This window comes from Candidatus Methanodesulfokora washburnensis, assembly GCF_003947435.1.
GTDB lineage: Archaea > Korarchaeota > Korarchaeia > Korarchaeales > Korarchaeaceae > Methanodesulfokora > Methanodesulfokora washburnensis.
In genome coordinates, this window is record NZ_RCOS01000168.1 from 1 (window position 1) to 21,167 (window position 21,167).

28 protein-coding genes and 6 tRNA genes are annotated in these 21,167 nt (G+C 45.5%); 21 read left to right on the forward strand and 13 right to left on the reverse strand.

Going from position 1 to position 21,167, the window contains the following annotated elements; all coding sequences use genetic code 11:
• The first annotated feature begins 274 nt into the window (after positions 1-274).
• Positions 275-1,228: a radical SAM protein gene (locus D6D85_RS14580; RefSeq protein ID WP_125672768.1), complete on the forward strand. Its 954-nt coding sequence runs from the start codon at positions 275-277 to the stop codon at positions 1,226-1,228.
• 19 nt (positions 1,229-1,247) lie between these two features.
• On the opposite strand, the gene D6D85_RS14585 is transcribed toward D6D85_RS14580, so the two are convergent.
• Positions 1,248-2,135: a hypothetical protein gene (locus D6D85_RS14585; RefSeq protein WP_125672770.1), complete on the reverse strand. Its 888-nt coding sequence runs from the start codon at positions 2,133-2,135 to the stop codon at positions 1,248-1,250.
• Positions 2,136-2,182: 47 nt separating this feature from the next.
• On the opposite strand from D6D85_RS14585, the gene D6D85_RS14590 reads away from it, so the two are divergent.
• Both D6D85_RS14590 and D6D85_RS14595 read left to right on the forward strand, forming a co-directional pair.
• Complete coding sequence (locus D6D85_RS14590) at positions 2,183-3,151, forward strand: MraY family glycosyltransferase (protein WP_125672771.1); 969 nt, start codon at positions 2,183-2,185, stop codon at positions 3,149-3,151.
• 4 nt (positions 3,152-3,155) lie between these two features.
• The gene (locus D6D85_RS14595) at positions 3,156-3,392 is read left to right on the forward strand and encodes a hypothetical protein (RefSeq protein ID WP_125672773.1); all 237 of its coding nucleotides are present in this window, start codon (positions 3,156-3,158) and stop codon (positions 3,390-3,392) included.
• On the opposite strand, the gene D6D85_RS14600 is transcribed toward D6D85_RS14595, so the two are convergent.
• Both D6D85_RS14600 and D6D85_RS14605 read right to left on the reverse strand, forming a co-directional pair.
• Complete coding sequence (locus D6D85_RS14600; protein WP_125672775.1) at positions 3,389-4,405, reverse strand: DUF354 domain-containing protein; 1,017 nt, start codon at positions 4,403-4,405, stop codon at positions 3,389-3,391. The genes D6D85_RS14595 and D6D85_RS14600 overlap by 4 nt on opposite strands.
• A 17-nt stretch (positions 4,406-4,422) precedes the next feature.
• Positions 4,423-4,541 (reverse strand) — tRNA-Ile (locus D6D85_RS14605).
• Positions 4,542-4,637: 96 nt separating this feature from the next.
• Between D6D85_RS14605 and D6D85_RS14610 the strand changes: the two genes are divergently transcribed.
• Positions 4,638-5,654: a hypothetical protein gene (locus D6D85_RS14610; protein WP_125672777.1), complete on the forward strand. Its 1,017-nt coding sequence runs from the start codon at positions 4,638-4,640 to the stop codon at positions 5,652-5,654.
• Positions 5,655-5,853: 199 nt separating this feature from the next.
• Here D6D85_RS14610 and D6D85_RS16585 read toward each other — a convergent pair whose 3' ends face one another.
• Both D6D85_RS16585 and D6D85_RS17150 read right to left on the reverse strand, forming a co-directional pair.
• Positions 5,854-6,030, reverse strand: coding sequence for a hypothetical protein (locus tag D6D85_RS16585; RefSeq protein WP_161969917.1), 177 nt, complete (start codon positions 6,028-6,030; stop codon positions 5,854-5,856).
• 62 nt (positions 6,031-6,092) lie between these two features.
• A complete protein-coding gene (locus tag D6D85_RS17150) occupies positions 6,093-6,497 on the reverse strand; it encodes a DUF433 domain-containing protein (RefSeq protein WP_125672779.1) in 405 nt (134 codons plus the stop codon).
• Positions 6,498-6,644: 147 nt separating this feature from the next.
• Between D6D85_RS17150 and D6D85_RS14620 the strand changes: the two genes are divergently transcribed.
• The 12 genes from D6D85_RS14620 to D6D85_RS14675 all read left to right on the forward strand — a co-directional run bounded on the left by D6D85_RS14620 (position 6,645) and on the right by D6D85_RS14675 (position 14,094).
• Positions 6,645-7,289 carry a hypothetical protein gene (locus D6D85_RS14620; protein ID WP_125672781.1) on the forward strand — a complete coding sequence of 215 codons (645 nt, stop codon included), beginning with the start codon at positions 6,645-6,647 and terminating at the stop codon, positions 7,287-7,289.
• Between the two features lie 2 nt (positions 7,290-7,291).
• Complete coding sequence (locus D6D85_RS14625; RefSeq protein ID WP_125672782.1) at positions 7,292-7,711, forward strand: translation initiation factor IF-2 subunit beta; 420 nt, start codon at positions 7,292-7,294, stop codon at positions 7,709-7,711.
• A gap of 9 nt (positions 7,712-7,720) precedes the next feature.
• On the forward strand, positions 7,721-8,068 hold the full coding sequence (locus D6D85_RS14630) for a translation initiation factor eIF-1A (RefSeq protein WP_125672783.1): 348 nt from the start codon (positions 7,721-7,723) through the stop codon (positions 8,066-8,068).
• Positions 8,058-8,852, forward strand: coding sequence for a serine protein kinase RIO (locus tag D6D85_RS14635; RefSeq protein WP_125672785.1), 795 nt, complete (start codon positions 8,058-8,060; stop codon positions 8,850-8,852). The genes D6D85_RS14630 and D6D85_RS14635 overlap by 11 nt, the downstream gene beginning before the upstream one ends.
• On the forward strand, positions 8,782-9,369 hold the full coding sequence (locus D6D85_RS14640) for a KH domain-containing protein (protein WP_237558872.1): 588 nt from the start codon (positions 8,782-8,784) through the stop codon (positions 9,367-9,369). Before D6D85_RS14635 ends, D6D85_RS14640 begins: the two co-directional genes overlap by 71 nt.
• Positions 9,350-10,909: a DNA topoisomerase VI subunit B gene (locus tag D6D85_RS14645; protein ID WP_161969918.1), complete on the forward strand. Its 1,560-nt coding sequence runs from the start codon at positions 9,350-9,352 to the stop codon at positions 10,907-10,909. Before D6D85_RS14640 ends, D6D85_RS14645 begins: the two co-directional genes overlap by 20 nt.
• The gene (locus tag D6D85_RS14650) at positions 10,860-11,957 is read left to right on the forward strand and encodes a DNA topoisomerase IV subunit A (RefSeq protein WP_125672791.1); all 1,098 of its coding nucleotides are present in this window, start codon (positions 10,860-10,862) and stop codon (positions 11,955-11,957) included. Before D6D85_RS14645 ends, D6D85_RS14650 begins: the two co-directional genes overlap by 50 nt.
• 86 nt (positions 11,958-12,043) lie before the next feature.
• Positions 12,044-12,118 (forward strand) — tRNA-Glu (locus D6D85_RS14655).
• A 2-nt stretch (positions 12,119-12,120) separates the two neighbouring features.
• Positions 12,121-12,206 (forward strand) — tRNA-Leu (locus D6D85_RS14660).
• A 158-nt stretch (positions 12,207-12,364) separates the two neighbouring features.
• A complete protein-coding gene (locus tag D6D85_RS14665) occupies positions 12,365-13,663 on the forward strand; it encodes an RAD55 family ATPase (RefSeq protein WP_125672792.1) in 1,299 nt (432 codons plus the stop codon).
• Positions 13,664-13,672: 9 nt separating this feature from the next.
• The gene (locus tag D6D85_RS14670) at positions 13,673-13,966 is read left to right on the forward strand and encodes a NitrOD5 domain-containing protein (protein ID WP_125672793.1); all 294 of its coding nucleotides are present in this window, start codon (positions 13,673-13,675) and stop codon (positions 13,964-13,966) included.
• A gap of 55 nt (positions 13,967-14,021) precedes the next feature.
• Positions 14,022-14,094 (forward strand) — tRNA-Gln (locus tag D6D85_RS14675).
• Positions 14,095-14,110: 16 nt separating this feature from the next.
• Here D6D85_RS14675 and D6D85_RS14680 read toward each other — a convergent pair.
• The 3 genes from D6D85_RS14680 to D6D85_RS14690 all read right to left on the reverse strand — a co-directional run bounded on the left by D6D85_RS14680 (position 14,111) and on the right by D6D85_RS14690 (position 14,597).
• Positions 14,111-14,197 (reverse strand) — tRNA-Gly (locus D6D85_RS14680).
• 157 nt (positions 14,198-14,354) lie between these two features.
• A tRNA-Arg gene (locus tag D6D85_RS14685) sits at positions 14,355-14,430 on the reverse strand.
• 2 nt (positions 14,431-14,432) lie between these two features.
• Positions 14,433-14,597 carry a 50S ribosomal protein L40e gene (locus tag D6D85_RS14690; RefSeq protein WP_125672795.1) on the reverse strand — a complete coding sequence of 55 codons (165 nt, stop codon included), beginning with the start codon at positions 14,595-14,597 and terminating at the stop codon, positions 14,433-14,435.
• 62 nt (positions 14,598-14,659) lie between these two features.
• Between D6D85_RS14690 and D6D85_RS14695 the strand changes: the two genes are divergently transcribed.
• Complete coding sequence (locus tag D6D85_RS14695) at positions 14,660-14,875, forward strand: hypothetical protein (protein ID WP_125672796.1); 216 nt, start codon at positions 14,660-14,662, stop codon at positions 14,873-14,875.
• On the opposite strand, the gene sucD is transcribed toward D6D85_RS14695, so the two are convergent.
• Positions 14,853-15,728 carry a succinate--CoA ligase subunit alpha gene (sucD, locus tag D6D85_RS14700; protein ID WP_125672798.1) on the reverse strand — a complete coding sequence of 292 codons (876 nt, stop codon included), beginning with the start codon at positions 15,726-15,728 and terminating at the stop codon, positions 14,853-14,855. The two genes, D6D85_RS14695 and sucD, sit on opposite strands and share 23 nt — an antisense overlap.
• Before the next feature lie 57 nt (positions 15,729-15,785).
• Here sucD and sucC point away from each other — a divergent pair, with 57 nt between their 5' ends.
• Positions 15,786-16,892, forward strand: coding sequence for an ADP-forming succinate--CoA ligase subunit beta (gene sucC / locus D6D85_RS14705; protein ID WP_125672801.1), 1,107 nt, complete (start codon positions 15,786-15,788; stop codon positions 16,890-16,892).
• A gap of 415 nt (positions 16,893-17,307) precedes the next feature.
• Here the strand turns inward: sucC and D6D85_RS14710 are convergent, their stop codons facing one another.
• Complete coding sequence (locus D6D85_RS14710) at positions 17,308-17,781, reverse strand: hypothetical protein (protein ID WP_125672802.1); 474 nt, start codon at positions 17,779-17,781, stop codon at positions 17,308-17,310.
• Positions 17,782-17,956: 175 nt separating this feature from the next.
• Between D6D85_RS14710 and D6D85_RS14715 the strand changes: the two genes are divergently transcribed.
• Positions 17,957-18,391 (forward strand): hypothetical protein, encoded by a 435-nt coding sequence (locus D6D85_RS14715; protein WP_125672803.1) that lies wholly within the window; start codon positions 17,957-17,959, stop codon positions 18,389-18,391.
• Positions 18,392-18,873: 482 nt separating this feature from the next.
• On the opposite strand, the gene D6D85_RS14720 is transcribed toward D6D85_RS14715, so the two are convergent.
• A complete protein-coding gene (locus D6D85_RS14720; RefSeq protein ID WP_125672804.1) occupies positions 18,874-19,302 on the reverse strand; it encodes a hypothetical protein in 429 nt (142 codons plus the stop codon).
• Positions 19,303-19,471: 169 nt separating this feature from the next.
• On the opposite strand from D6D85_RS14720, the gene D6D85_RS16590 reads away from it, so the two are divergent.
• Positions 19,472-19,612 (forward strand): hypothetical protein, encoded by a 141-nt coding sequence (locus D6D85_RS16590; RefSeq protein ID WP_161969919.1) that lies wholly within the window; start codon positions 19,472-19,474, stop codon positions 19,610-19,612.
• A gap of 45 nt (positions 19,613-19,657) precedes the next feature.
• On the opposite strand, the gene D6D85_RS14725 is transcribed toward D6D85_RS16590, so the two are convergent.
• A complete protein-coding gene (locus tag D6D85_RS14725; protein ID WP_125672805.1) occupies positions 19,658-19,924 on the reverse strand; it encodes a hypothetical protein in 267 nt (88 codons plus the stop codon).
• 171 nt (positions 19,925-20,095) lie between these two features.
• On the opposite strand from D6D85_RS14725, the gene D6D85_RS14730 reads away from it, so the two are divergent.
• Positions 20,096-20,602 carry a hypothetical protein gene (locus tag D6D85_RS14730; protein ID WP_125672807.1) on the forward strand — a complete coding sequence of 169 codons (507 nt, stop codon included), beginning with the start codon at positions 20,096-20,098 and terminating at the stop codon, positions 20,600-20,602.
• A gap of 226 nt (positions 20,603-20,828) precedes the next feature.
• On the opposite strand, the gene D6D85_RS16595 is transcribed toward D6D85_RS14730, so the two are convergent.
• Positions 20,829-21,167: hypothetical protein (locus tag D6D85_RS16595; RefSeq protein ID WP_161969920.1), on the reverse strand; the 339-nt coding region annotated here is incomplete at its 5' end.

Here is a 21,167-nt window from a genome sequence, read left to right on the forward strand (position 1 = left end):
CATGAATTAAAAGGTAGGTGTAGATGGCCGCACCAGTCACGGATATTGCGGTAATCACGAAGGTCCACGGGCGTGTGACAATGAACAGGTCCCTGAGCTTCATCTGAAGGCACTGATCTACGGTTCTATATAAATTTTGCTCTTTTCAAAACTATCCATTTAAGTGCATTTTAATATCAGAGAAAGCCCAATAAATTTATTTGGCTCGGTTTGCCGAAAATTTATCTCATAAGCTTAGTGAAAAGCGTAAAAGCAGAATCCAATCAGGTGGAGAATGAGATATGTCTTCGGTCCAGTTCCATCGAGGAGGCTAGGCAGATCCCTGGGGATAAACAACATCCCTCCAAAGAATTGCTCCTACTCCTGCGTCTACTGTCAGGTTGGAAGGACCTCTAACATAACACTGGAGAGAAGGTCATTCTATCCATGGAAGGAGATTGTTGAGGAGGTGGTGAACGCAGTAAAAACACTAGGTGAGGAAAAAATAGACTACATAACCTTTGTGCCGGATGGAGAACCAACTTTGGATGCTTTCCTAGGAAAGGAGATAGGGGAAATTAAAAGGAGAACAAACAAACCGGTTGCTGTGCTTACAAATTCCTCATTGCTTTTCGAGGAGGAGGTAAGAAACGACTTATTCGAAGCTGATCTGGTCTCAGTTAAGGTCGATGCAGCAACTGAGAAGGTTTACAGGAGGATAAACAGGCCGCATTCCAAGCTTTCACTGGACAGGGTTCTAGATGGAATAAGGGAGTTCTCAAAAAGCTATAAAGGGGGGATGATCACGGAGACTATGCTTGTGAAGGACATCAACGACAAAGAGGATGAGATAAAGCAGATCTCCAGCTTCATAGCCGGGCTAAAAACCTACAAAGCATATATAGCTGTTCCCACAAGGCCTCCTGCAGAGGGATTTGTGAGGAAAGCCGGGGAGGAATCGGTTTTAAGGGCATATGAGATGTTCTCCGAGTTGATGGGAAGGGAGAAAGTGGAGCTTCTCATTGGTTATGAGGGGGCAGACTTCAGCATAATTGGAAATCCTGTGGAGAGCTTGTTGAGCATAACATCAGTTCATCCAATGAGGATAGATTATGCATGCGAATTGCTTCAGAAAGTGGGATTAAACCCGGAGAAGGTTCTAGAGGGGCTTGTGAATGAAGGCAAGATAGCCATATTGGAATATGGAGAGCACAAATTTATTATAAAGAAAATAAGTTACCATTACTAAAATTATTCTTCAAAATCTCTCATTTTGCAGGGAATCCCGATAACAGCAGGATGAGGGAGATGATGCATGAAAAAGCCTCTATTCCATAGATCGAGATTACAAGCTGAGGCTCTCTCATCTTCTTAATCCTGAGCAAAACCCCTGCCAAAGACAGATTTCCGGGAGGGCTTATATATCCATTTTCATCAACAGATGCGGGTATCTTTCTGAATGTAGACCTGAAGCTAGCCATCTTAAGGAGAAAATCTGCTAAATATGGGATCATCATTATCCCAAGGGGTATCTCCTGCCCGTTTGAGAGGGCTATTGCCGCAACAACTCCTCCCATCTGAAATGTAGCAGCATTTCCTGGAAATGCCCTAGCTGGATATATGTTGAAGAAGAGGAAGGGCAGATAGCAGGATAGAACAATTAGATATGAGGTTAATGCGGCTTCATTTCCCTGAAATACAGAAACAATTGCCATAAACCCTGATACAATTGATATCAGGCCTGTCTCAAGCCCGTTGTACCCTGCAAGCGTGTTTGTTGCATTTGATGAGAATGAGCCGAAAAGAAATGAGATAACGGGAAAGAGAAAAGCAGGTAAAAAAAGAACTGGATGCCCCTCTATTATGAGAAATGGAATTCCAGCAAGCAAAACCTTTTCCATGTTTTTAAGCCCAGCAACATCGTCAAAAAGGCCTATGAACAATAGATATAGGGATATTAATGCTTCTTTCCCCATTCCGGCCGAAATAAGAGCTAAAGAGAGGATTAAGGAGTTGGGTAGAGCTCCTATTCTTGGGCAGAAGACCTCATATGGCTTGTGGATATCCCTGGCAACAACTTTCTTTCTTTTGGATTCCTCTATCCAGATATAATCGATGGCCAGCAGCAGTACTGAGATGCACAGTAGCTTCAGCACACCACTTTTTCTGATACCTTTTTAAAAGGTCATCGAAACCCCTCCCGATGGAGTACATAGCGGGCTCAATTGCATCATTTCTGCTCACAGATCTACTCATAAGGAGCCTTGCCCCGAGGTTCAGGTCGAAGGGAATAGTTGGAAGGGATGTTCACAAGCCAGAAATGCCTGAGATACCTGAGAGGCTTGGCATCGCAATGCTTCTTTCCTTCTCCCTTGTATGCATCTCAATATACTTTATAAACAGGTCTGAGATCTGCCTCTTTGTCCTTCTCTCCTCCCTTCTTGGCGGAATTATAGGCCTTGTTGACGATGAGTTCGACCTTGGAGGAAAGCTGAAGCCGGTTATATCGTCATCAGCAGCAATTCCAATAATTCTATCTGGATTGGCTGTTCCAAGGCCTCTCTTGCCATTAATAGGCCATGCAAGGCTCTACTACATATACTGGCCTCTTCTTTTTGTTTTCTTTGCTGTGATAATGAATGCAGTGAACATGATGGATGCGCTCAATGGAATGATGCCCTCAAGCCTCTCAGTAGTATTAATTGGAATAATAATTCAATCAATATTAATTGGAAGGCATGATATAGCTGGAATCTCCTTAGTTCTCCTCCTCACTTTAACAGCCTACCTGAGGTATAACCGCTATCCAGCCAAGGTCTTCGGGGGGAATGTCGGCTCTTTATTCCTCGGCTCAGCAGTTGCCTCCTTATCAGCTCTATCAAATTTGGAGATGTTCACAGTTATATCAATGCTCCCCTTCTTCATAACGGGCTTTGTCATAATATCCAGCATAAAGGGGTTTAAGGAGAAGAGGGAGATGGGAGCAAGGCCTACAATAGTTGAAAACGGGTATATAAGGGCAAATCCGGATAAGAAAGCGCCAATGACCCTCATATCTATTTTGACATCCGATTTGCCTAAGAGAGAGGACAGAATAGTGAAAGAAGTATTTGTTCTCGCTGTTATATCTGTGATTTTGAGCATGATCACTTTTCTTTTAACCCCGAGGTGATAACATGGACAGGGGATTTCTCCTAGGCATCACAATGGTGTTCATAGGATGGTTTGTGATCCTCCTATCAATGATCCTCACAAAATTCCTTCTCCTTGTTCTCTCAACTAGGGATTTTCTCCTTGCCCTTCTTGATGTAGCAATATCCCTTCTCATTTTTGCATTTTCCCTTCTGCTGTGGTACATTGCAACCAGAAGGATTTACAGAAGGATACTGTCTGAGAAAAAATTCAGGCTTTAGTGTTCTGTTTCAGGGGATTTGCACGAGGATACTGCTTTCCAGATGACATCGCATGGATCCCCGCATTCCTCAACGAATTTCCTTGCTTTTTTCCTCAGATTTCCCCTTTCCTCATGTCTCAAAAGGAAGTTGATGAAGTCATCAGGATTTTCAGCTCTGTATATCAATCCTTTTTCCTCAAGAAGCCTGTTAACAGCTATTTCTCCGGGATAAGCTGATATAGTTGGAACTCCAAGGAGAGCAGCCTCCCTTGTCATTGTACCTCCACCTCCAACAAAAATGGAAGCTCTTTTCAAAACAGATAGATCCCTTGCCCTCTCCACAACCTCAACTCTGTCTCCATAAAGCCTTCTAAGCCTCTCAATCCACTTATCTCCCTCTCTTGGGAAGTAGACTAGCTTCATATCAGTCTTCTCCATAAGCCTTCTTAACCCAAGGAAGAATAGGGAATCCCATTTCTCAGGCATGTAGGATGCTCCAAATGGCTCAGATCTTGCGGCTATATAGTCCTCTTCCTCCTCCCCATTTTCATCCATTACATGGGCTATCTCAAGCACTCCCTTGAACCTGAACTCAGCGCAATCCCCTTTACATTCAACAGGCGGAAAAACCTCAGGTATCACTATACATGAGGAAAGGGGGAATGTCAGCCTCATTGCTGGGCTTTTCTCATTGTCATTTACTGTTACAACAGGTACTCCTAGGCCAAAAGCTGTTCTTGCAAGCTCTGGAGATGCCTTTGAAAGAGCTACATCGATCTTTTTTCTGCTAACTATCCCAGCAAGCTCCTTCACCCTAATTGCAAACTCATAAAGCTTTTCCTCCTCAGAAAAGCCCCTTCTTCCCACTTTCACCAGCTCATCTGCATCTATGTACATGTTGACGAGATCCTCAAGGTAGCCATAGCTCCTGTATGTGACAAGAATGCTTTCCATTTCCCTCCTTTTCTTCTTGATGAGCCTGCTGAAGAGCCTAACATGAGGAGCGTTTACCAGATCTATCCAGAGGTTCAAAGAACCACCTCAAGAAGTGGGCCCGCGGGGACTCGAACCCCGGGCCTCCCGCTTATCCTCTGGCATGTAACGGGAGGTGCCATATAAGGCGGGCGCTCTTTCTGGGAGCTTTCTTTCCAGGCTGAGCCACGGGCCCCTTTACTATTCAGTGGCAATATAAAAAGATTTTGCGGGAGCAAGCAAAGATATTAGAAAAGTTTTTATTTTTCCTATGTTTTAATCTTTGACCTAAATGAAAAGTGTTGTGTTCCTGCTGTTGATCCTCCAGCTCTCCCTCCTCGGCCTTTATGCGGATCAGCTCTTCTCCATAAATCAGCAGCTCGACAGATCAACCTACTACTCAGGGCAGAGCGGCTATGTCACGGTCAGTGCGTCAAACGGGCTCGGCTGGGATGTGTATGTAAAAAGGGTTGTTGTGAGCTTCAGCTGGAACCAGAACTTCAGCCTCACTTTCTCAACGCCAAAAGTTTTGAAGAGCCACCAGACTGCCTCCCTTGGAGATGTGAAGTTCTCCATACCGCTTGATGATCCGCAGGGGAACAGGTTCTCCGGAGACTACTCCTACATGATATACGTGGAGACATCAGACAACGTCTATGGCACTAGAATTTGGAGCTCCGGTCCCTACCCAATAAGGATACTGAAGGCCATGCCATCTTTATCCCTCACATTGATAAGCTACACTAAAGTAGCGGAGCAGGACAGCTACTTCTGGATAAACATAACACTGGCAAACTCGGGGATGGGCCCCAGCACAAACACAGAGCTCAGGGTTTATGTTGATGGAAATCCGATGTTCTACAAGAGGCTTGATGTAGTTGAGCCGGGAATTCACGGGTATAGCCTGAGCTGGATTGTCCCTGTACCGGATATTGTGGCTGGGGATCACAACTTCGTCGTTAAAATATCATGCAGGGAGCTGAGCGAACCTGTGGTCTCAGATACCCTTAAGATAAAGGTTGAGCCCCCATACAAGGACTATTTCATGAGCCATCTTGGCAATCTGGCGAACAAAGTGGTCAATTACCGGAGGGTAATTGGAGGAAAGGAGGTCACTGTCTCAGTGGACTACAGGGTGATAATAGGGGCAAAGAAGACGAAGTACTGCGGATTGAGCAACATACCGCCTCCATTTGACACTGATAACCAGATATCCCAGTGGAGGGCAGGCTTTTCAGCGAACAGGATGTACAACAGCATAAACGACTGCTGGTACTTGGTTTACTTCCCTGTATCCTACAAGGGCTGAGGGTGCTGGAGCAGGAGTTCTGAGCTATATAGTTGCATAGCTCTGAGAATTCATAGGTCCGGAGCTCATTTGATTTTTTAGTCCCCGCTTGAACAAAGGTTATTGGAATCAAGGGTTCTCCTAAGAGCATAATTAATTCAAATTGACGGCTGTCATTTTGATAAAGCTCACAAAAACTTTCCTTAATGATCAGATAGATTTAACGAAGTCTCCTTATCCTGAATCTCCCTACTTCTACCACAGTAATAGCATTTAGAAGCTCCTCATCTCTTGCTTTCTCCAAAAATGCATCCATTATCCTTTTTATTTTCTCTGCTGTGAAATGATAAGGTAACCTAACCAGAATAAATCCACATCCGTGTCTAACTGAGTGCATCTCTCCGAAACCTAGATCCCTCGTCACTAAAATAAGTTTATATAAATGGGCGCCCAGAAAACTCAGAGCTTTAGCTCTGGGATTAATGGGCAAAGTTTAAATACAAGCCTCCCTGGAATCCATGGCTCGGATGTTCCGGGTCCGTGAGGGAGGTGGGGGAGGCAGGATGCCTTTAGCCCATGCCTTAACGAGAGGCATGGGATGGGGGAGCTGTGGGCCCCCCGAACCAGCAGATGAGGGGACAGGCGTAAAGCCTGCCCTAAACGCTGGAAGCTCCCGACTTTAGTCGTGGAGTAGCTCACAGCTGCGAGTATATCCTCTCTTCTCACACCATACTCCTTCTCCACCTCTTCATAGCTCATTCCACTGGCCAAGCTTCCTAAAATCACCTCAACAGGAACTCTAGTCCCCCTTATGACAGGTTTTCCATGCATAACTTTTTCATCTATTGTTATCCTGTCTTCCATCCCAGAAAAACATGGATCACGCTTAAAAATCCATCCTCCATGAATCTTTTTGAAATATTATCTGAGAACAATTATAAGTTCCAAATACTCTCACTTACTATATAATAAAAATTAGCAGTTAAATATTGGGAGGAAGAGTAAGAGGGGTTGTCGCTCACAGAACATGCGGAGATAGTCCTCATAGAGGACATATTGAGAGGGGATTTTGAGCAACTGGAGCTGGAGAAAGGGAGGCTCTTCAGGCTTCCCTGGGGGATGAGTGTCTCAAAGCTCAGGGTGATGGGGGTTGTCATATCCTCCTTCATATCAGAGGACAGGAACTTCGCAAGGCTCACTATATTCGATGGAAGCGGTGCAATAGATCTAAGGTCGTTTGAGGATGGGGTCAGGCTTCTTATAGATGAGAACGGGGAAGTCTATGGAGCTGGCTCGATACTTGATGTAGTTGCTAGGCCGAGGAGCTGGAAGGAGGAGCTATATCTGCAGCCAATAATAGTGAGAAAGATAAGAGATCCAAATTACATAATTCTCAGAATTCTGGAGCTTCTTGAGAGGAGGTTGAGCAGGGCTAGGATAATGTCGAAGATGGAGAGAGAGGCAGTAGCCGAGGGAAACCTCCTGTACATAGAGAGGACGATAATATCGGCTTTAAGGGGAGGGCCGATGAGCAGAGATGCCATAATATCCATGTTTCCCAAGGAGAAGGCTGAGACAATAATGCATGTTCTCGATAAACTTATTAATGATGGAGTGGTTGAGGAGAGCGGGGATATCTACACGCTGAGGAGATAGGCATGAGGGAGGAATACCTAAAGATGCTTGATGATGCTTATGAATCCCTGAAGGGGATAATAAAGTTCTCAGGGGAGAGGTTCAACCCTCCTGAGCCGATAATAAAGGTTGAGGGGAGGCAGACCCATGTTGTCAACTTCAAGGAGCTCTCATCAGCCCTGAACAGGGATCCGAAGATGTTCGCAAGGTTTCTTTCAAAGGAAGTTGGAAGCCCCTACACTCTCACGATGGATGGGTCAAAGCTGATATTCACCACGCCTGTTAAGCCATCCCTTGTGAAATCGAGGATAGATAAGTTCATAGAGATCTATGTGATCTGCCCTATATGCCACAGGCCCGACACGAAGATAGTGAAGAGCGGGAAGATAATGGTGCTAAAGTGCCTTGCATGCGGGGCTGAATCCCCCGTGAAGAGGATATGAGGTGATGAAATGCCCAAAAAAGAGAAGGATCAGGAGACATCCCTTGATGCTGAGATGGAGGATCTTCTTCCAATGGACAAGGATCTAGAGGTCTTCGGAAGGGTCATGGAGCCCCTTGGGAAGGGACACTTCAGGGTTGAATGCACCGATGGAGCAATAAGGATGTGCAGAGTTAGGGGGAAGCTCAAGGGAAGGAGATCTTGGCTCAAGCCAGGGGATATAGTTCTCGTTTCCATATGGCCCTTCAAGAGGGACAGAGGGGACATAGTTGTTAAGTATGACAGAGCTCAGGTCGAGTGGCTTATTGAGAAGGGATATCTTGACAGGAGCTGGGCGATGATGGAGGATGTCCTTTGACCGCTTTGAGAGGGTAATAGACTCCTTTCTGGAGAGGGAGGACAGGAGAAAGGACAGAGAGGCATTCAAGATAAGGCAATATGTTTTCGATGAGAGGACTGTTAGAAACATGTTATCCCTCTTCAACAAGGGGATAATCTCGGATTTCAACTGGATAATATCGATGGGAAAGGAGGCAGCCGTCCTCTCGGGCAGGGGAAAGCAGGGGGAAATAGCTATAAAAGTATATAAGTATGTGTCAAGCTTCAGAAGGCATCTCGACTACATGGTCGGGGACAGAAGGTTTCCCAGCTCCCCTAGGAAGATAATAGAGATGTGGGCAAAGAAGGAGTACAGGAATCTCGTCAGGATGAAAAAGGCAGATGTAAGGGTTCCTGAGCCATATGGAGTTTCAGGAAATGTGCTGGTGATGCAGTTGATAGGATCGGATGGAATTCCAGCTCCTCATCTCAGGGAGGTTGAGCTGGAGGATCCAGAATCAGTTCTTAAAATGATATTAGATGATGTTAAAAAAGCATATCATAAAGCAAGGCTTGTCCATGCCGACCTGAGTGAGTACAACATTTTATATTGGAGATCCCTCCCTTGGATGATAGATCTCTCACATGCAGTTGTGGTAGATCATCCTATGGCAGGTGAGCTCCTGAGGAGGGATATTCAGAACATAGTTAGGTTCTTTCAGAGGAGATATGGCATAGCCCCGGGTGATTATGTTGCAGGAGATCTCGATAAAGATACCGAGGGAGAGGATAGGTCCTCTAGTGGGGAAATCGGGCTCGATTAAGAGGAAGCTTGAGGAGCTATCTGGAGCAAAAATAGAGGTAAACAGCTCAACTGGAGAGGTTATAATAAGGTTTGATGAGGTAAAGGATCCTTTAATGCCCCAAAAAATCCTTCAGGTTGTCAGGGCAATAGGGAGAGGATTCAACCCGGAGATAGCCATGAAGCTCTTGGATGACGAGTACACGATGGAGGTGATAGATCTGAGGAGATATGTGGGTGACAGCAAGAACCAGATGATGACGAAGAAGGGGAGGGTGATAGGGGAGAAGGGGAAGGCGAAGAAGTACATAGAGGAGAGGACGAACACTCACATATCTGTCTACGGTCACACTATTTCCATAATAGGAAAATATTATGATATAATACCTGCAAAGGAGGCAGTGGAGGCACTGCTTCAGGGAGCTAGGCACTCAACTGCCTACAAGAGGATGGAAAAAGCAATGGCCATGATGAAGGATCTATCCCTCATGGAGCTCTCCCTTAAGAGGAGGGAGAAATTTGAGGAGAGAGAGGATTGAGGAGATAAGCGCTGCTGATTTCTTCTACAGGAACAGGGCAATTGCAGGCTTCGACAACCCTGTCAGGGCCACTTACACCATAGTGAGGGAGCTCGTGGAGAACTCCTTGGATGCAGCTGAGGAAGCAGGAGTCCCGCCCAAGATAATGATAACGATGGACAGAGTGGAGAGAAGGGAGAATGGATCTGATCTGATGAGGATATCAATCAGGGACAATGGAATAGGACTATCTGCTGATGAGATACCGAGGGCCTTCGGAAAGGTATTTACAAGCTCCAAGTACAGGCTAATACAGAGCAGGGGAACATTCGGCCTTGGAGGGACAATGGCCCTTCTTTACGGGCAGATAACAACAAACAGGCCATTCACAATATCATCTGCAAAGAAAGGGGATTATATAAACAGGATGACCATGATGATAGATGTTCAGAAGAATGAGCCGATAGTTATAAAGAGGGAGGTTCTTGGGATAGCTGAGAGATCATTTACAGCTGTTGAGAGCTATTTTGAGGGGAGCTATGCGAGGGCAAAGAGGAAGATAATTGATTATCTATACCAGACTGCTATAGTGGTGCCTTATGCGGACATAATGTTTGTTGATCCAGATGGAGTTGTCTTCCTCTTCCCGAGATCGACTGATGAGATGCCACCGAGGCCAAAGGAATCTCTTTTCCATCCAAAGGGGGTTGATCTAGAGCTCCTTCAGAGGTTGATAAGGGCATCAAGGGCAAACACAGTGAAGGGATTCCTGAAGACATCCTTCCAGAGGATAGGGGATAAGACAGCAGATGAAGTCCTGGCTATAGCAGGGATACCTGCGGATAAAAAGCTCAGAGATCTGAGAAAGGAGGAGATAGAGGCCCTTTACAATGCCCTAAGGTCATATGACAAGTTCATGGCCCCTGATCACACAGTTCTATCCCCTCTTGGGAAGAAGCTCCTTGAGGAGGGGATAAAAAAGGAGCTCAGGCCGGATTTTGTTTACGCAGTCCAGAGACCTCCTTCTGTTTACGAGGGCCATCCATTCATAGTGGAGACAGCGATAGCATATGGAGGCGATATAAAGCCTGCAGGGGAGATACAGCTTTACAGATTTGCGAACAGGATACCCCTTCTCTATGACACAACTGCGGATGTCTCCTACCAAGTTGCAAAGGGGATAAACTGGTCGAATTATGGGATAAGATCGCTTGAGGAGGAGCCAATAGCCCTATTCTTCCACATAGTGTCGACAAAGATACCATTCAAGACTGTTGGAAAGGAGTACATAGCAGCAGTTCCCGAGGTGGAGAGGGAGGTTGAGCTCGGCTTCAGGACCTGTGCGAGGGAGCTTAAGCTCTATCTTTACAGAATAAGGAGGAAGGAATCCCTTGCTAAGAGGGCCTTTCTCTTCAGGAGGTTTTATGAGATAGTTGCCGAGTGCGTTGAGGATATAACTGGGGAGAGGCCTTCCGTTGAAACCCTCCTAAAGATGAGGTTTGGTGATCTTTATGAAGGAGCTGGTGAGGGAGAAGATAATTCAGGTGGCGAGGAAGGTTAAGGAGGATATAGATAAGGGGATGTTCCCAGAGCTTGTATATCCCCCTAACTCAAAGGCAAACATAAAGTTCCTTGAGGAGAAGGGATATTTATTCGAGCCAAAGAGCTTCAGCACGATAAGCGGGGACAGGGTGAAGAGCCTCAGAACTCTATCAGGAGTTCTCTATGGGCTCAGCAGGGCACTAGATCACCTTGAGAATGGATTGACAATGACGAAGAGGGATTTCTACTATCTTCATAAGGTTCAGAAGTTCAAGGGAACCCTGTTCCCTAAGGAACAGAGGGAGACTGATGCGAGGATAATCCTGATGGAGCTCCTCTTGGGCATGCCCAGGGAGGCTTTCTCGATAACAAGCGATCCGAGAGGATGGATATACGGGGATATAGAGCTAATAGACAGGAGCGGGAGGCTGATAAAGGCGAATGAAGTTGGGGAGATGGGATACTCAGTCCCACCGAGGCCTGAGAACATAACGTTCAAGAGGATAGGTGTCAAGGCAGTTGTAGCAATAGAGAAAGTTGGACCAGCAAAGAACATGATAGAGCTGGGAATACCTGAGGAGAAGAAGATAGGGATAGCGATATTGCAGGGACAGGCATCTAGAAACATGAGGAGATTTTTGAGGATGCTCTCAGACGAAGGAGTTCCAATAGCAGTTCTGACAGACCTTTCCCCCTGGTCCCTTAGAATAGCGGCCACAGTAGTCTATAACAGCATAAACTCAGCTCATGTAGATGGCCTCGCTGTTCCAGAGGCCAGGTTCATAGGGATAAAGACGGATGATGTGGAGGAAGGCTTCTTCTCAGATTACAAGTTTGCCCTCGAGCCTTTAACTCAGATGGACTACAAGGCAGCTGAAGATAACAGGCATCTCCCGAATCTTCAGGCCCCCATATGGCAGAAGGAGAACAACTGGTTTTTGGAGAAGAAGATGAAGGCAGAGCTTGAGATATTCAAGGCTATGAGCCCATCTGCTAAGGATCTGAAGAAGCTGTATGTAGAATATCTCTCCATGAAGCTGGAGGAAGCCCTAGGAATAAGCATATGATAGCTCTTCTCAGAGGACAGAGTGAGAAAAATTTAAAAACCTAGCTGGATAAAAAAGTGTCCCCACAGCATCAGGGGATAGCATGAGCTCCGGTGGTGTAGCCCGGCCAAGCATGGAGGCCTTTCGAGCCTCAGACCCGGGTTCAAATCCCGGCCGGAGCACTGCGGGGGTAGCCAAGCCAGGTCCAAGGCGCCCGGTTCAGGGCCGGGTGAGCGTAGGCTCGCGTGGGTTCAAATCCCACCCCCCGCATTAGATTTTTATCAAAACTATTTATTGGTTATTATGTAGTCCTATCATATAGACTTTTTTTTTTTCAGTAGAGTAAAGATTTTTTAATCCTCATATCCTATTTAATTTACGGTGTGCAAGCATGAAGGAAGAACAAGCTTCCCTCCGGTTGGGGGGGGGTGCTCACAATAGAGTCCTTGCTTAAGCCCTTTATCAAGACAATAGTGATAAAGGGCAAGCCAGGTGCAGGAAAGACCACCCTCTCCTTCGAGCTCATGAGGATGGTTGGATCCGGCCTCTATGTCTCCACAAGAACTGCCCTGAAGGAACTTGCCGATCAATATCCCTACATAAAGCCCCTTGTCGAGGAGGGAGCTGTGAGAGGCATATCATTTGAGGATCTGAGGCTTGGATCGGCCGCTGATGTGATGGAATCTGTTTTGAAGGCAACAGAGGAGCTTAAAAATCCAGTTATAATCCTTGATTCATGGGATTCCATAGCAAGAGAGCTTGATCCAATAGAGAGGCTCAGAGCGGAGAAATCCCTTGCTGCGATGGTTGAGCCAACTGATTCAAAGCTTGTATTTGTCAGTGAAACAGCTGAGACAAGATCTCTCGATTATCTGGCTGATGCAATAGTAGTTTTGGAGGACAGAGAGGTTGATGGAGCTAGGATGAGGTATATAGTATGGGAGAAGATAAGGGGAACTCTTATACCTCAGAAGAGATACATATTCACCCTGCATGAGGGAAGGTTCAGGATGTTTCAACCCTTAATTATGAAAAGGCCTGAACCAACGAGGGAGTTCAAGCCATTAGAGCTTGAGGGTGCCTACTCCACTGGAAGCATGCAGCTTGACAGGCTGCTCGGAAGGGGCATGCCGAAGGGATCGGGAACCCTCTTCCTGCTGGGAAGGGAGGTGTTCTCACACGCGATCCTTCCATTCATAGCAATAATGATCTCAAACTTTGTAATGACAGGGGGATCCGCAGTTGTCATGCCGATAGCCGGCATAAGCATGAGAGCAATGACAGAGGCCACAGTAGGACAGCTTCCGGAGGAGCTGAGGAGCAGGGTAAAGGTAGTGGATGTGAAAAAGGAGGAGATAGATCTGACATCGCCCGAAGCAGCTCTTAGGGATCTGAGGAGGATAATAAAAGATGCAAAGGGAGAGGAGGAGAGAAACTGCATGATAATAGCTGGGATGGACTTCCTTGAGTATTACTTCCCCGGAAGGGATCTGAGAGCGATGAGCCTCGATATAATGGGACAGGTGAAGGACACTGAGGACACAGCTGTTTTCATAGCAAGACCATCAACGAAGATAAGGGAGGAGCTTGAGGATCTTGTCGACAGCTCGCTTGAGCTAAAAATGATAGAGGGAGCTCTTGTGCTCAGAAGCAGAAAGCCTCCCTCCATCTACTATCACTTGGATTTCACCGGAGAGAGGGGGATTGAGCTGACCCCGATTGTGTGAGGTGATGAAATGGATCTGAAGAAAGCTGTTTTAGAGTGTGTTGACAGGGGTCTCAGCTCCCTCGGTGAGAACGCAAAGTATGTGATATACTGGCACATGAGGAGCAGCTACAAGATGACGAGGGAGGAGATATTTAACAAACCTGAGAAGTTCATAGAGGTTTTGGGAAAGATGTTCGGAGTGGCAGGAGCATCCCTTCTTGAAAGGGCAATAATGAGGGAGATAAAGAGGACTTTCAATGATGTGACAGCTGATAGCTTCCCCGAGGCTGTGAATGAGCTGAAGGCGAAATATAAAAGCTAAAACTTCATTATTTTTGAATTAAATGCTTAAATTCCATCCTCTCTGAGTTTAGAGAAGCCCCGTGGTGTAGTGGTCAAGCATACCGGGCTTTGGACCCGGTGACGCCGGTTCGAATCCGGCCGGGGCTATCAACTTTTTTATCAATGCGGCCGCCGGGATTTGAACCCGGGTCGGAGGCTCTCCCCGGTCTCATGGGGGGCCTCCATCCTATCCAGGCTGGACTACGGCCGCCGCTTATTGAGGGGATGAACGGATTTAAATCTATTTTCCCATTAACAAAATATATTCTAAAATTGTAGATCTTATGAACAGAACTGGGTTATGTCGCTGATTCTATAGAACAATCTGCTGGGAAAGAAGCAGGTTAAAATTAAAAATTGCACAGAAACGGGCCCGGCGGGACTTGAACCCGCGACCTACGGCTCCGCAAGCCGCCGCTCTAATCCTTGCTGAGCTACGGGCCCGCTCACTTCTTCACAAGTTTTGCATGTTTAGGCCTCAAGTTGTAGCTCTTGCACCTTCTGCACTTCTCAGCTGACATCGGATTCCTAGCACCACAGTTTCTGCATATTTTATACTCCAGCAAGGCCTTCATGGCAATCCTTCTCTTCAGGGGATCATCGAGCGGCATCCACGAACACCACTTGCAAAATCATCAGCAAGATTTAAGGATAACTGATGTCACTATATATTATGGTCACCAAGGAGGCTGTGATAAACCTGCTCAGGGAGAACAGGGACAGAGCTATAAGCCTTAGGGAGATAATTTCCAAGCTAAAGGCCCCTTATAATGAGGTAAAACCAATTTTGGATGAGCTTGAAAGATCGGGATATGTGAGGACAATGTCTCATGGGGGCTACAAGTTCTACATCCTAGTTGAGGAGGCTATCTCCTCAAAACAGCCTTGAGTAGATCGGCAACCTCATCTGGTTTTCTTGCAACAGGCACGTTTGCTGATCTCAAAGCCCTCTCCTTGGACTCAGCAGTTCCCTGCCCTCCTGTTATTATCGCTCCAGCATGCCCCATTCTCTTCCCCGGAGGGGCCATTCTCCCAGCTATATATGCGACAACGGGCTTCTTATACCCCTTCTTTATGTATTCAGCTGCCTCCTCCTCAGCATTCCCCCCTATCTCCCCCACTAGGACAACAGCCTCTGTTTCATCATCCTTCTCAAATTCCGCCAGGACATCGACGAAGTTAAGCCCTGTTATCGGATCCCCTCCTATTCCGAGCGTTGTAGATGTTCCGAATCCCTCCTTGGATATGGCTTCAGATATCTCATACGTTAGAGTTCCGCTTCTCGACACTATCCCAATGCTTCCCGGGGAGAAGGAGTCGGATGGCATTATCCCTATCTTTATCCTCCTGCTGGGAGCTATTATTCCCGGTGTGTTCGGCCCTATTATCACTGAGCCCTTCATCCTGGCATAGTTCACGAATTTTGCTGTATCATGAACTGGGATGTGCTCTGTTATCACAACTATAAGGGGTATCCCGGCATCTATCTCCTCATAAACTGCGTCAGCTGCATAAGCAGCTGGGACAAAGATTATAGAGGCATCTATCTCGCCTACATTTGAAACAGCTTCTCTAACAGAGTCGAAGACAGGGACTCCTAAGACATCAGATCCTCCCTTTCCCGGCGTGACTCCAGCCACTATCTTCGTTCCGTATTCGAGCATCAGCTTTGTATGCAAGCTGCCCTGTCTTCCAGTTATCCCCTGAACAAGCACTCTGGTGTTCTCCCTCAGGTATATCATAACGAGCTCAGATCCTCATCTCTTAAAAATTTTTATTGATGATTGACTGCAGGCCATATGAGGTTGCTAGAGCACGAGGCAAAAAAATTAATGGAGAAATATGGAATACCTGTTCCAAGGGGCTTTTTGGCCAGAAACCCTGAAGAAGCCAGGGATGCCGTCGAAAAACTGGGTGGAAAAGCTGTTTTAAAGGCCCAGATACCGGCAGGAAGGAGGGGAAAGGCTGGAGGTGTCAGACCAGTGAGCTCCCCTGATGAGGCATTCTCAACAGCAAAGGAGATACTCTCATCCGAGTTCTATGGACTTAAGCCAAAAAGCCTGCTTGTAGAGCAGTTTGTCGATGTGAGGAGGGAGTACTACATAGGGGGAATAGTGGACAGGACTGCAAGGGGCTTCACATTCATCTCATCAGCTCATGGAGGAATGGATGTTGAGGAAATGGCCTCAAAATATCCTGAATCTGTGATAAAAGTTCCGATAAACCCTCTAATAGGGATGATGCCCTATCAAGCCAGGGCACTTGCGAAAAACATCGATAAAGAGAGGGAGAAGGAGATAGCTGAGATAGCCCTGAAGCTCTGGAAAATAGCATCTGAATACGACGCCTTCATGCTCGAGATAAACCCGCTTGCTCTCTCATCGGATGGAAAGCTCATTGCACTGGATGCTAGAATAGAGGTGGATGACAACGCTCTCTTCAGGCATCCAGAGCTTTCAGTGGAGGAGGAGGGAAGAGAGGGGGAGGCAGCTAGGAAGGGACTCTCCTATGTGGAGCTGGATGGGGATATAGGCACTATGGCAAATGGAGCTGGGTTAGCTATGGCCACAATGGACTTGGTGCATTTAATGGGCGGAAGGCCTGCTAACTTCTGCGACATAGGGGGAGGAGCATCATCTGAGATGGTCTATGCTGGATTGGAGATGATATCATCAAATCCAAGGGTTAGGGCAATTGTTGTGAACACCTTATGTGGAATAACAGATGCTGTTGAGGTTGCAAATGGGATAAAGAGGTTTGTTGAGAAAGGGGCAAAGATTCCGCTCTTTGTAAGGCTTTCAGGAAACAGAGCAAGAGAGGGATCTGAGATACTTGAGAAAATAGGGGTTAAGACCTACAAATCAGCGGAGGATGCGATAAAAGCAGCAATCCTCAGCTCTAGCTGAGCTTTCCAAAAGCTTTATCATAATTTGAAAGAAAAACCTTTTATACTCTATCCTACTATTCTCGGGGCCCGTAGCTCAGTATGGTTAGAGTTATGTTTTTAACGTAGCTCTATCTAGTTTCTTTCATCGAATTCGTATAAAGTTTGAATACCGTAATGCCAACAGCGAGATTTTGATAGTGTATTTAAGCTTTTCTTGAGCACTGCACGCATAGGACTATGCTGTGCCATGGTGTCAAACGATAGGTTTAAATAATTCAGGCTCCCATTATTACCTGACAACTCTGGATATTCCCGCCCTCATCATATGCCTCTTTGGCCCTTTTTTATTATGGAACTGTATTATAAAATCAAAGGTCTCTATTTCAGCCATGAGGATGTTAAGCAGCTGAAAAAGAAAAAAGGAGAAAGGAAAATCAGCCTGAAGGATAGTAAAGGTACTGTGCCTGTGTGTTCCCTGGACCATAGACAACTATGCTGTGTTGCTTGGTTGCATCGAATGTGCCACTACTAGGTGGTGAGCATCCTACTGTTACTACCTCGTCCTTGCCCCAAGTGTCAGTAGAGGTGACAGCTGTATCTCCTTTCTTAACGCCATTCACGGTGTACGAAGTTCCATCCACATACACTTTAAAATCATTCTCAGGGGTGCTACTGAAGGTGATCGTCCCAGGCCCTAGGTTCTTGATATCTATCTTCAAAGTTTTTTGGGTATCGTCTACCCACTGTGCATTTAATACCTGTATCTGGGCAGCTCCTCCTACTGTAGAAGTCCTCCCCAGTGAACCGAATATGTACCCTGAAATAGGGGAGAATATCAGAAGTGCCAGTGCTACTGCTATCACAAGTATTATTATCTCAACAACCACTCTTGATATCCCTGGTCTCATGGCATCACCAGCTAGTAATACAGCAGTTAATATATAAAGCTAATAGTGCGCGTTTCAACAGTGTAAGGATGGAACGATAGTATAGGCTCAATTTTTAGATTTGAATATATTAAAAACAGAATATAAGACCAAAAAGTTAAATTAAACTAAGGGGCATGAAAGGAGATGATACAAAATGAGGCTGACTAAACATGTTTTAATTCTGATTCTACTTGTGGCTGTTATATCTGTGGCTGGAGCCGCTGTTGCATCTTGGTCTATCAAGTTTTCATGGACCGTTGTCCCGCCTAAGACCAGCAGTTTAGTATGCTATGAACTCAATGGAAAAACGCTGCTGGGGACTATAAACTGGGGGGAGCTGGAGCAGGGGAAAACGTACACCTACAGCTTTATCGTGAAGAACAATGGAACAACTGCTTTAACTCTGCACTTGAACATACCGAACGATGCTTGGGTATCGGGGAGCTATGGGCATCTATCCTGGGATCGTGAAGGCTATTCCTTAAGCCCAGGAGCCACAGTTACAGCTACTCTCACATGGGAAATCTCCTCCATCGCACCCACTGGAACCCACACAGAAGAGCTCACCATTGGTATTGAGGGGAGCTAATCACGTGCGCGCGCAAATTTGTGGTGCATCTGTTGGGGCATTCTACAATGTTATAGCGAACGCAGCAGGAAGCAGCATGATATAACACCTGACACTAACTATCATAATTTTATAGTGCTACCGAACGGATCATTAGCGCTACATCAGGACAAGCGGTAGGTTTAAATAATAGGTTCCGCTGTTATTTTAGGCAACAGCTCTGGATATTCCCGCTCTCATCATATGCCTCTTTGGCCCTTTCCAGGGTTGTTGCCTTTTCTCATTATAACAACAATGAACTGCAGACCCTTCTGACATTAAAAATCCTTATCTCATGTTTCTAAACGGGATACAGACAGTGTTCCCTTAAAAACGTAGTTACACCGTGGTGACCGTAAAATGCTTTAGGAAGCCGTTGGGATTTATTGTTAGCTTTCTGAATCTACTGTAAACTTCAGGAAAATTCTTGGCTAAAAAGAAAGAGAAAGAGGAGAGAAGGAAGGTCAGCTCGGAGGTGGGTAGTAAAGGTACTGTGCCTGTGTGTTCCCTGGGCCATAGACAACTATGTTGTGTTGTTTAGTCGTATCGGCCGCAGTAGAAGAACTTCCTGTTATCGTAATTGTCTCATCCTTTTGCAATGGACTTGTATGAGAAGTGTCAGTACCCCAAGACACTCCGTCAACATATATCTGCCAATCCCCGCCTGGTATCGTCCCAGGCCCAAGGTTCTTCACATCTATACTTACTGTTTTATAACTATCAGTAAATTTAACGTTCAGTATCTGTATCTGAGAAGCTCCTCCAACAGTTGAAGTCCTCCCCAGTGAACCGAATATGTATCCTGATATCGGAGAGAATATCAGAAGTGCCAGTGCTACTGCTATCACAAGTATTATTATCTCCACAACCACTCTTGATATCCCTGGTCTCATGGCATCACCTAGTCAGTAATACAGCAGTTAATATATAAAGCTGATGTAATATTCTCACACGATCCCGAGGCATGCGCACGTTTTTGAAAGTTGATCAGGATGGCATGCTCTTATCATCTCTTCAGATATCTCTCTGCGAAGGAGAGGAATTTTTGCTGAACCTATAATAATGGTTGGGGAATATGCTGTTGAGAAAAAGAAAAACACCCGAAATGTAAAAATACTTGACTCCGAAGACCTCCAGTTTATTATAGATGAATTAAGAAGGGGGATTATCGAAGAAGCTAAAAGAAGAATAATGAGTAAATAATTCATTTTCATTAAATTATTATATTGCACTTGTGCATGCATTTCCTCATATCTTTCTCCGCTTGCTTGTTGTCTTCTTCTCCCTTCCATGATCCTCCTCAATCTCAGGCTCAAGTTCCTCAAGATCCTCCAACAAATCCATCTCCTCAGAAACCCTTGCCATCCTCTCCTTCATGGCCTTTCTTGCCTCCAAATAGGCTTTTATAGCCTCATTTATGATTCTGTTTACAGCCTTATTTTCCTCCTTAGCTGCTCTCTCTAGCTCCTTCTCAATTTCAGGAGATATGGATATAGTCCTTATCACTCTAGGCATGTAGGTCACTAAGTAAGTATTACTCACCTACCTAAATAAAAGTTTTTTCTTAAGCTGCACGTCCATAATAGCTCATGCGCGCGCTATTTTAGACATTGGATTTCGCGTGCATTCTCTTATGCATTAAGAAGAAAGGATATGAGATTAAATATTAATATCGGGCTATCTACTGTGCAGGACATCTCTGATATTCTAAAAATGTTCTGGAATCTAAAAGAGCCTATACAGCTCATTATCTCCTTAATAACCCTCTACCTTATCATCTGGTTTAACAAGATCCCCAAAGTCAAGGATAGGGAGGAGCTCCTGAGGAACAGGTTGATGGAAGGAGGAGTTTTCCGGCCGGGGCTAAAAACCAACCTGGGAACTTTTTTGATATATATGGTTCAGATGAGAGAGTCAAGGGGATACAAATATTGGATGAAGAAGCTGTTTCTCTGGAAAGTGGAGGGTCATACGACGATTTATATGCACTCGGATACTCTGTACTCATCTGTCGAGAATCAGCTTCCTGAAGTCAAGAAAGCTGTGGAAAAGGAATGTAATATAAGAACACGCTTCTTTAAGTCAAAAGATAGGTATCTAGGGATGTTCTTGGAAATTCCATCCACAGATCCAGACAAATGCATGGACATCTTGCTGGAAGTAGGGGATATTTTGAAATCAGAGAGCAGATAAATCTAATATAAGCACGTGCATGAGAAAAGATCCGTGCAAGAACCTTGTGTATCAGTGAGAATAACTACTACATCCATGAAGTTCATGCATGCGCGGAATCTCAAAAAAGTGGCGGCGTATTCTCCTCAAATTCAAAAAAAGATCTTCTGAAAATGATGTGATCCTCCTGAACAGGACAGGTGATCCAAGCATTTTCAACAGGACACGCGTGCATCATATCTGAACGTTATTCGTGATCTGTATTTTGCTCCTCTTTTTCTAACTCTTCTATTTTTGTGGCAACTTTCTGTTCTCCAACACTATCGGATAACCTCCAGATTTTCCTAATCAGCTCTTTTCTTTGCCTTGCCTTCTCCTTGAATTCTTTTATGTACTCCTCTCCCATCACCCCTAGCTCCACTTTTCCTTCTTTTAGACCCATATAGTAACTCTCACCGATAAACGGTCCAACAGCAGGGTCTATCTCGCTTACGACGTCTATTATGAAAGTTGATAAAGCTCCGAGATCCAGCCCGTAGCTTTCCTCTGGACTGTAACCTAGAAGCATGAGGAGAAGGTTTCCGCC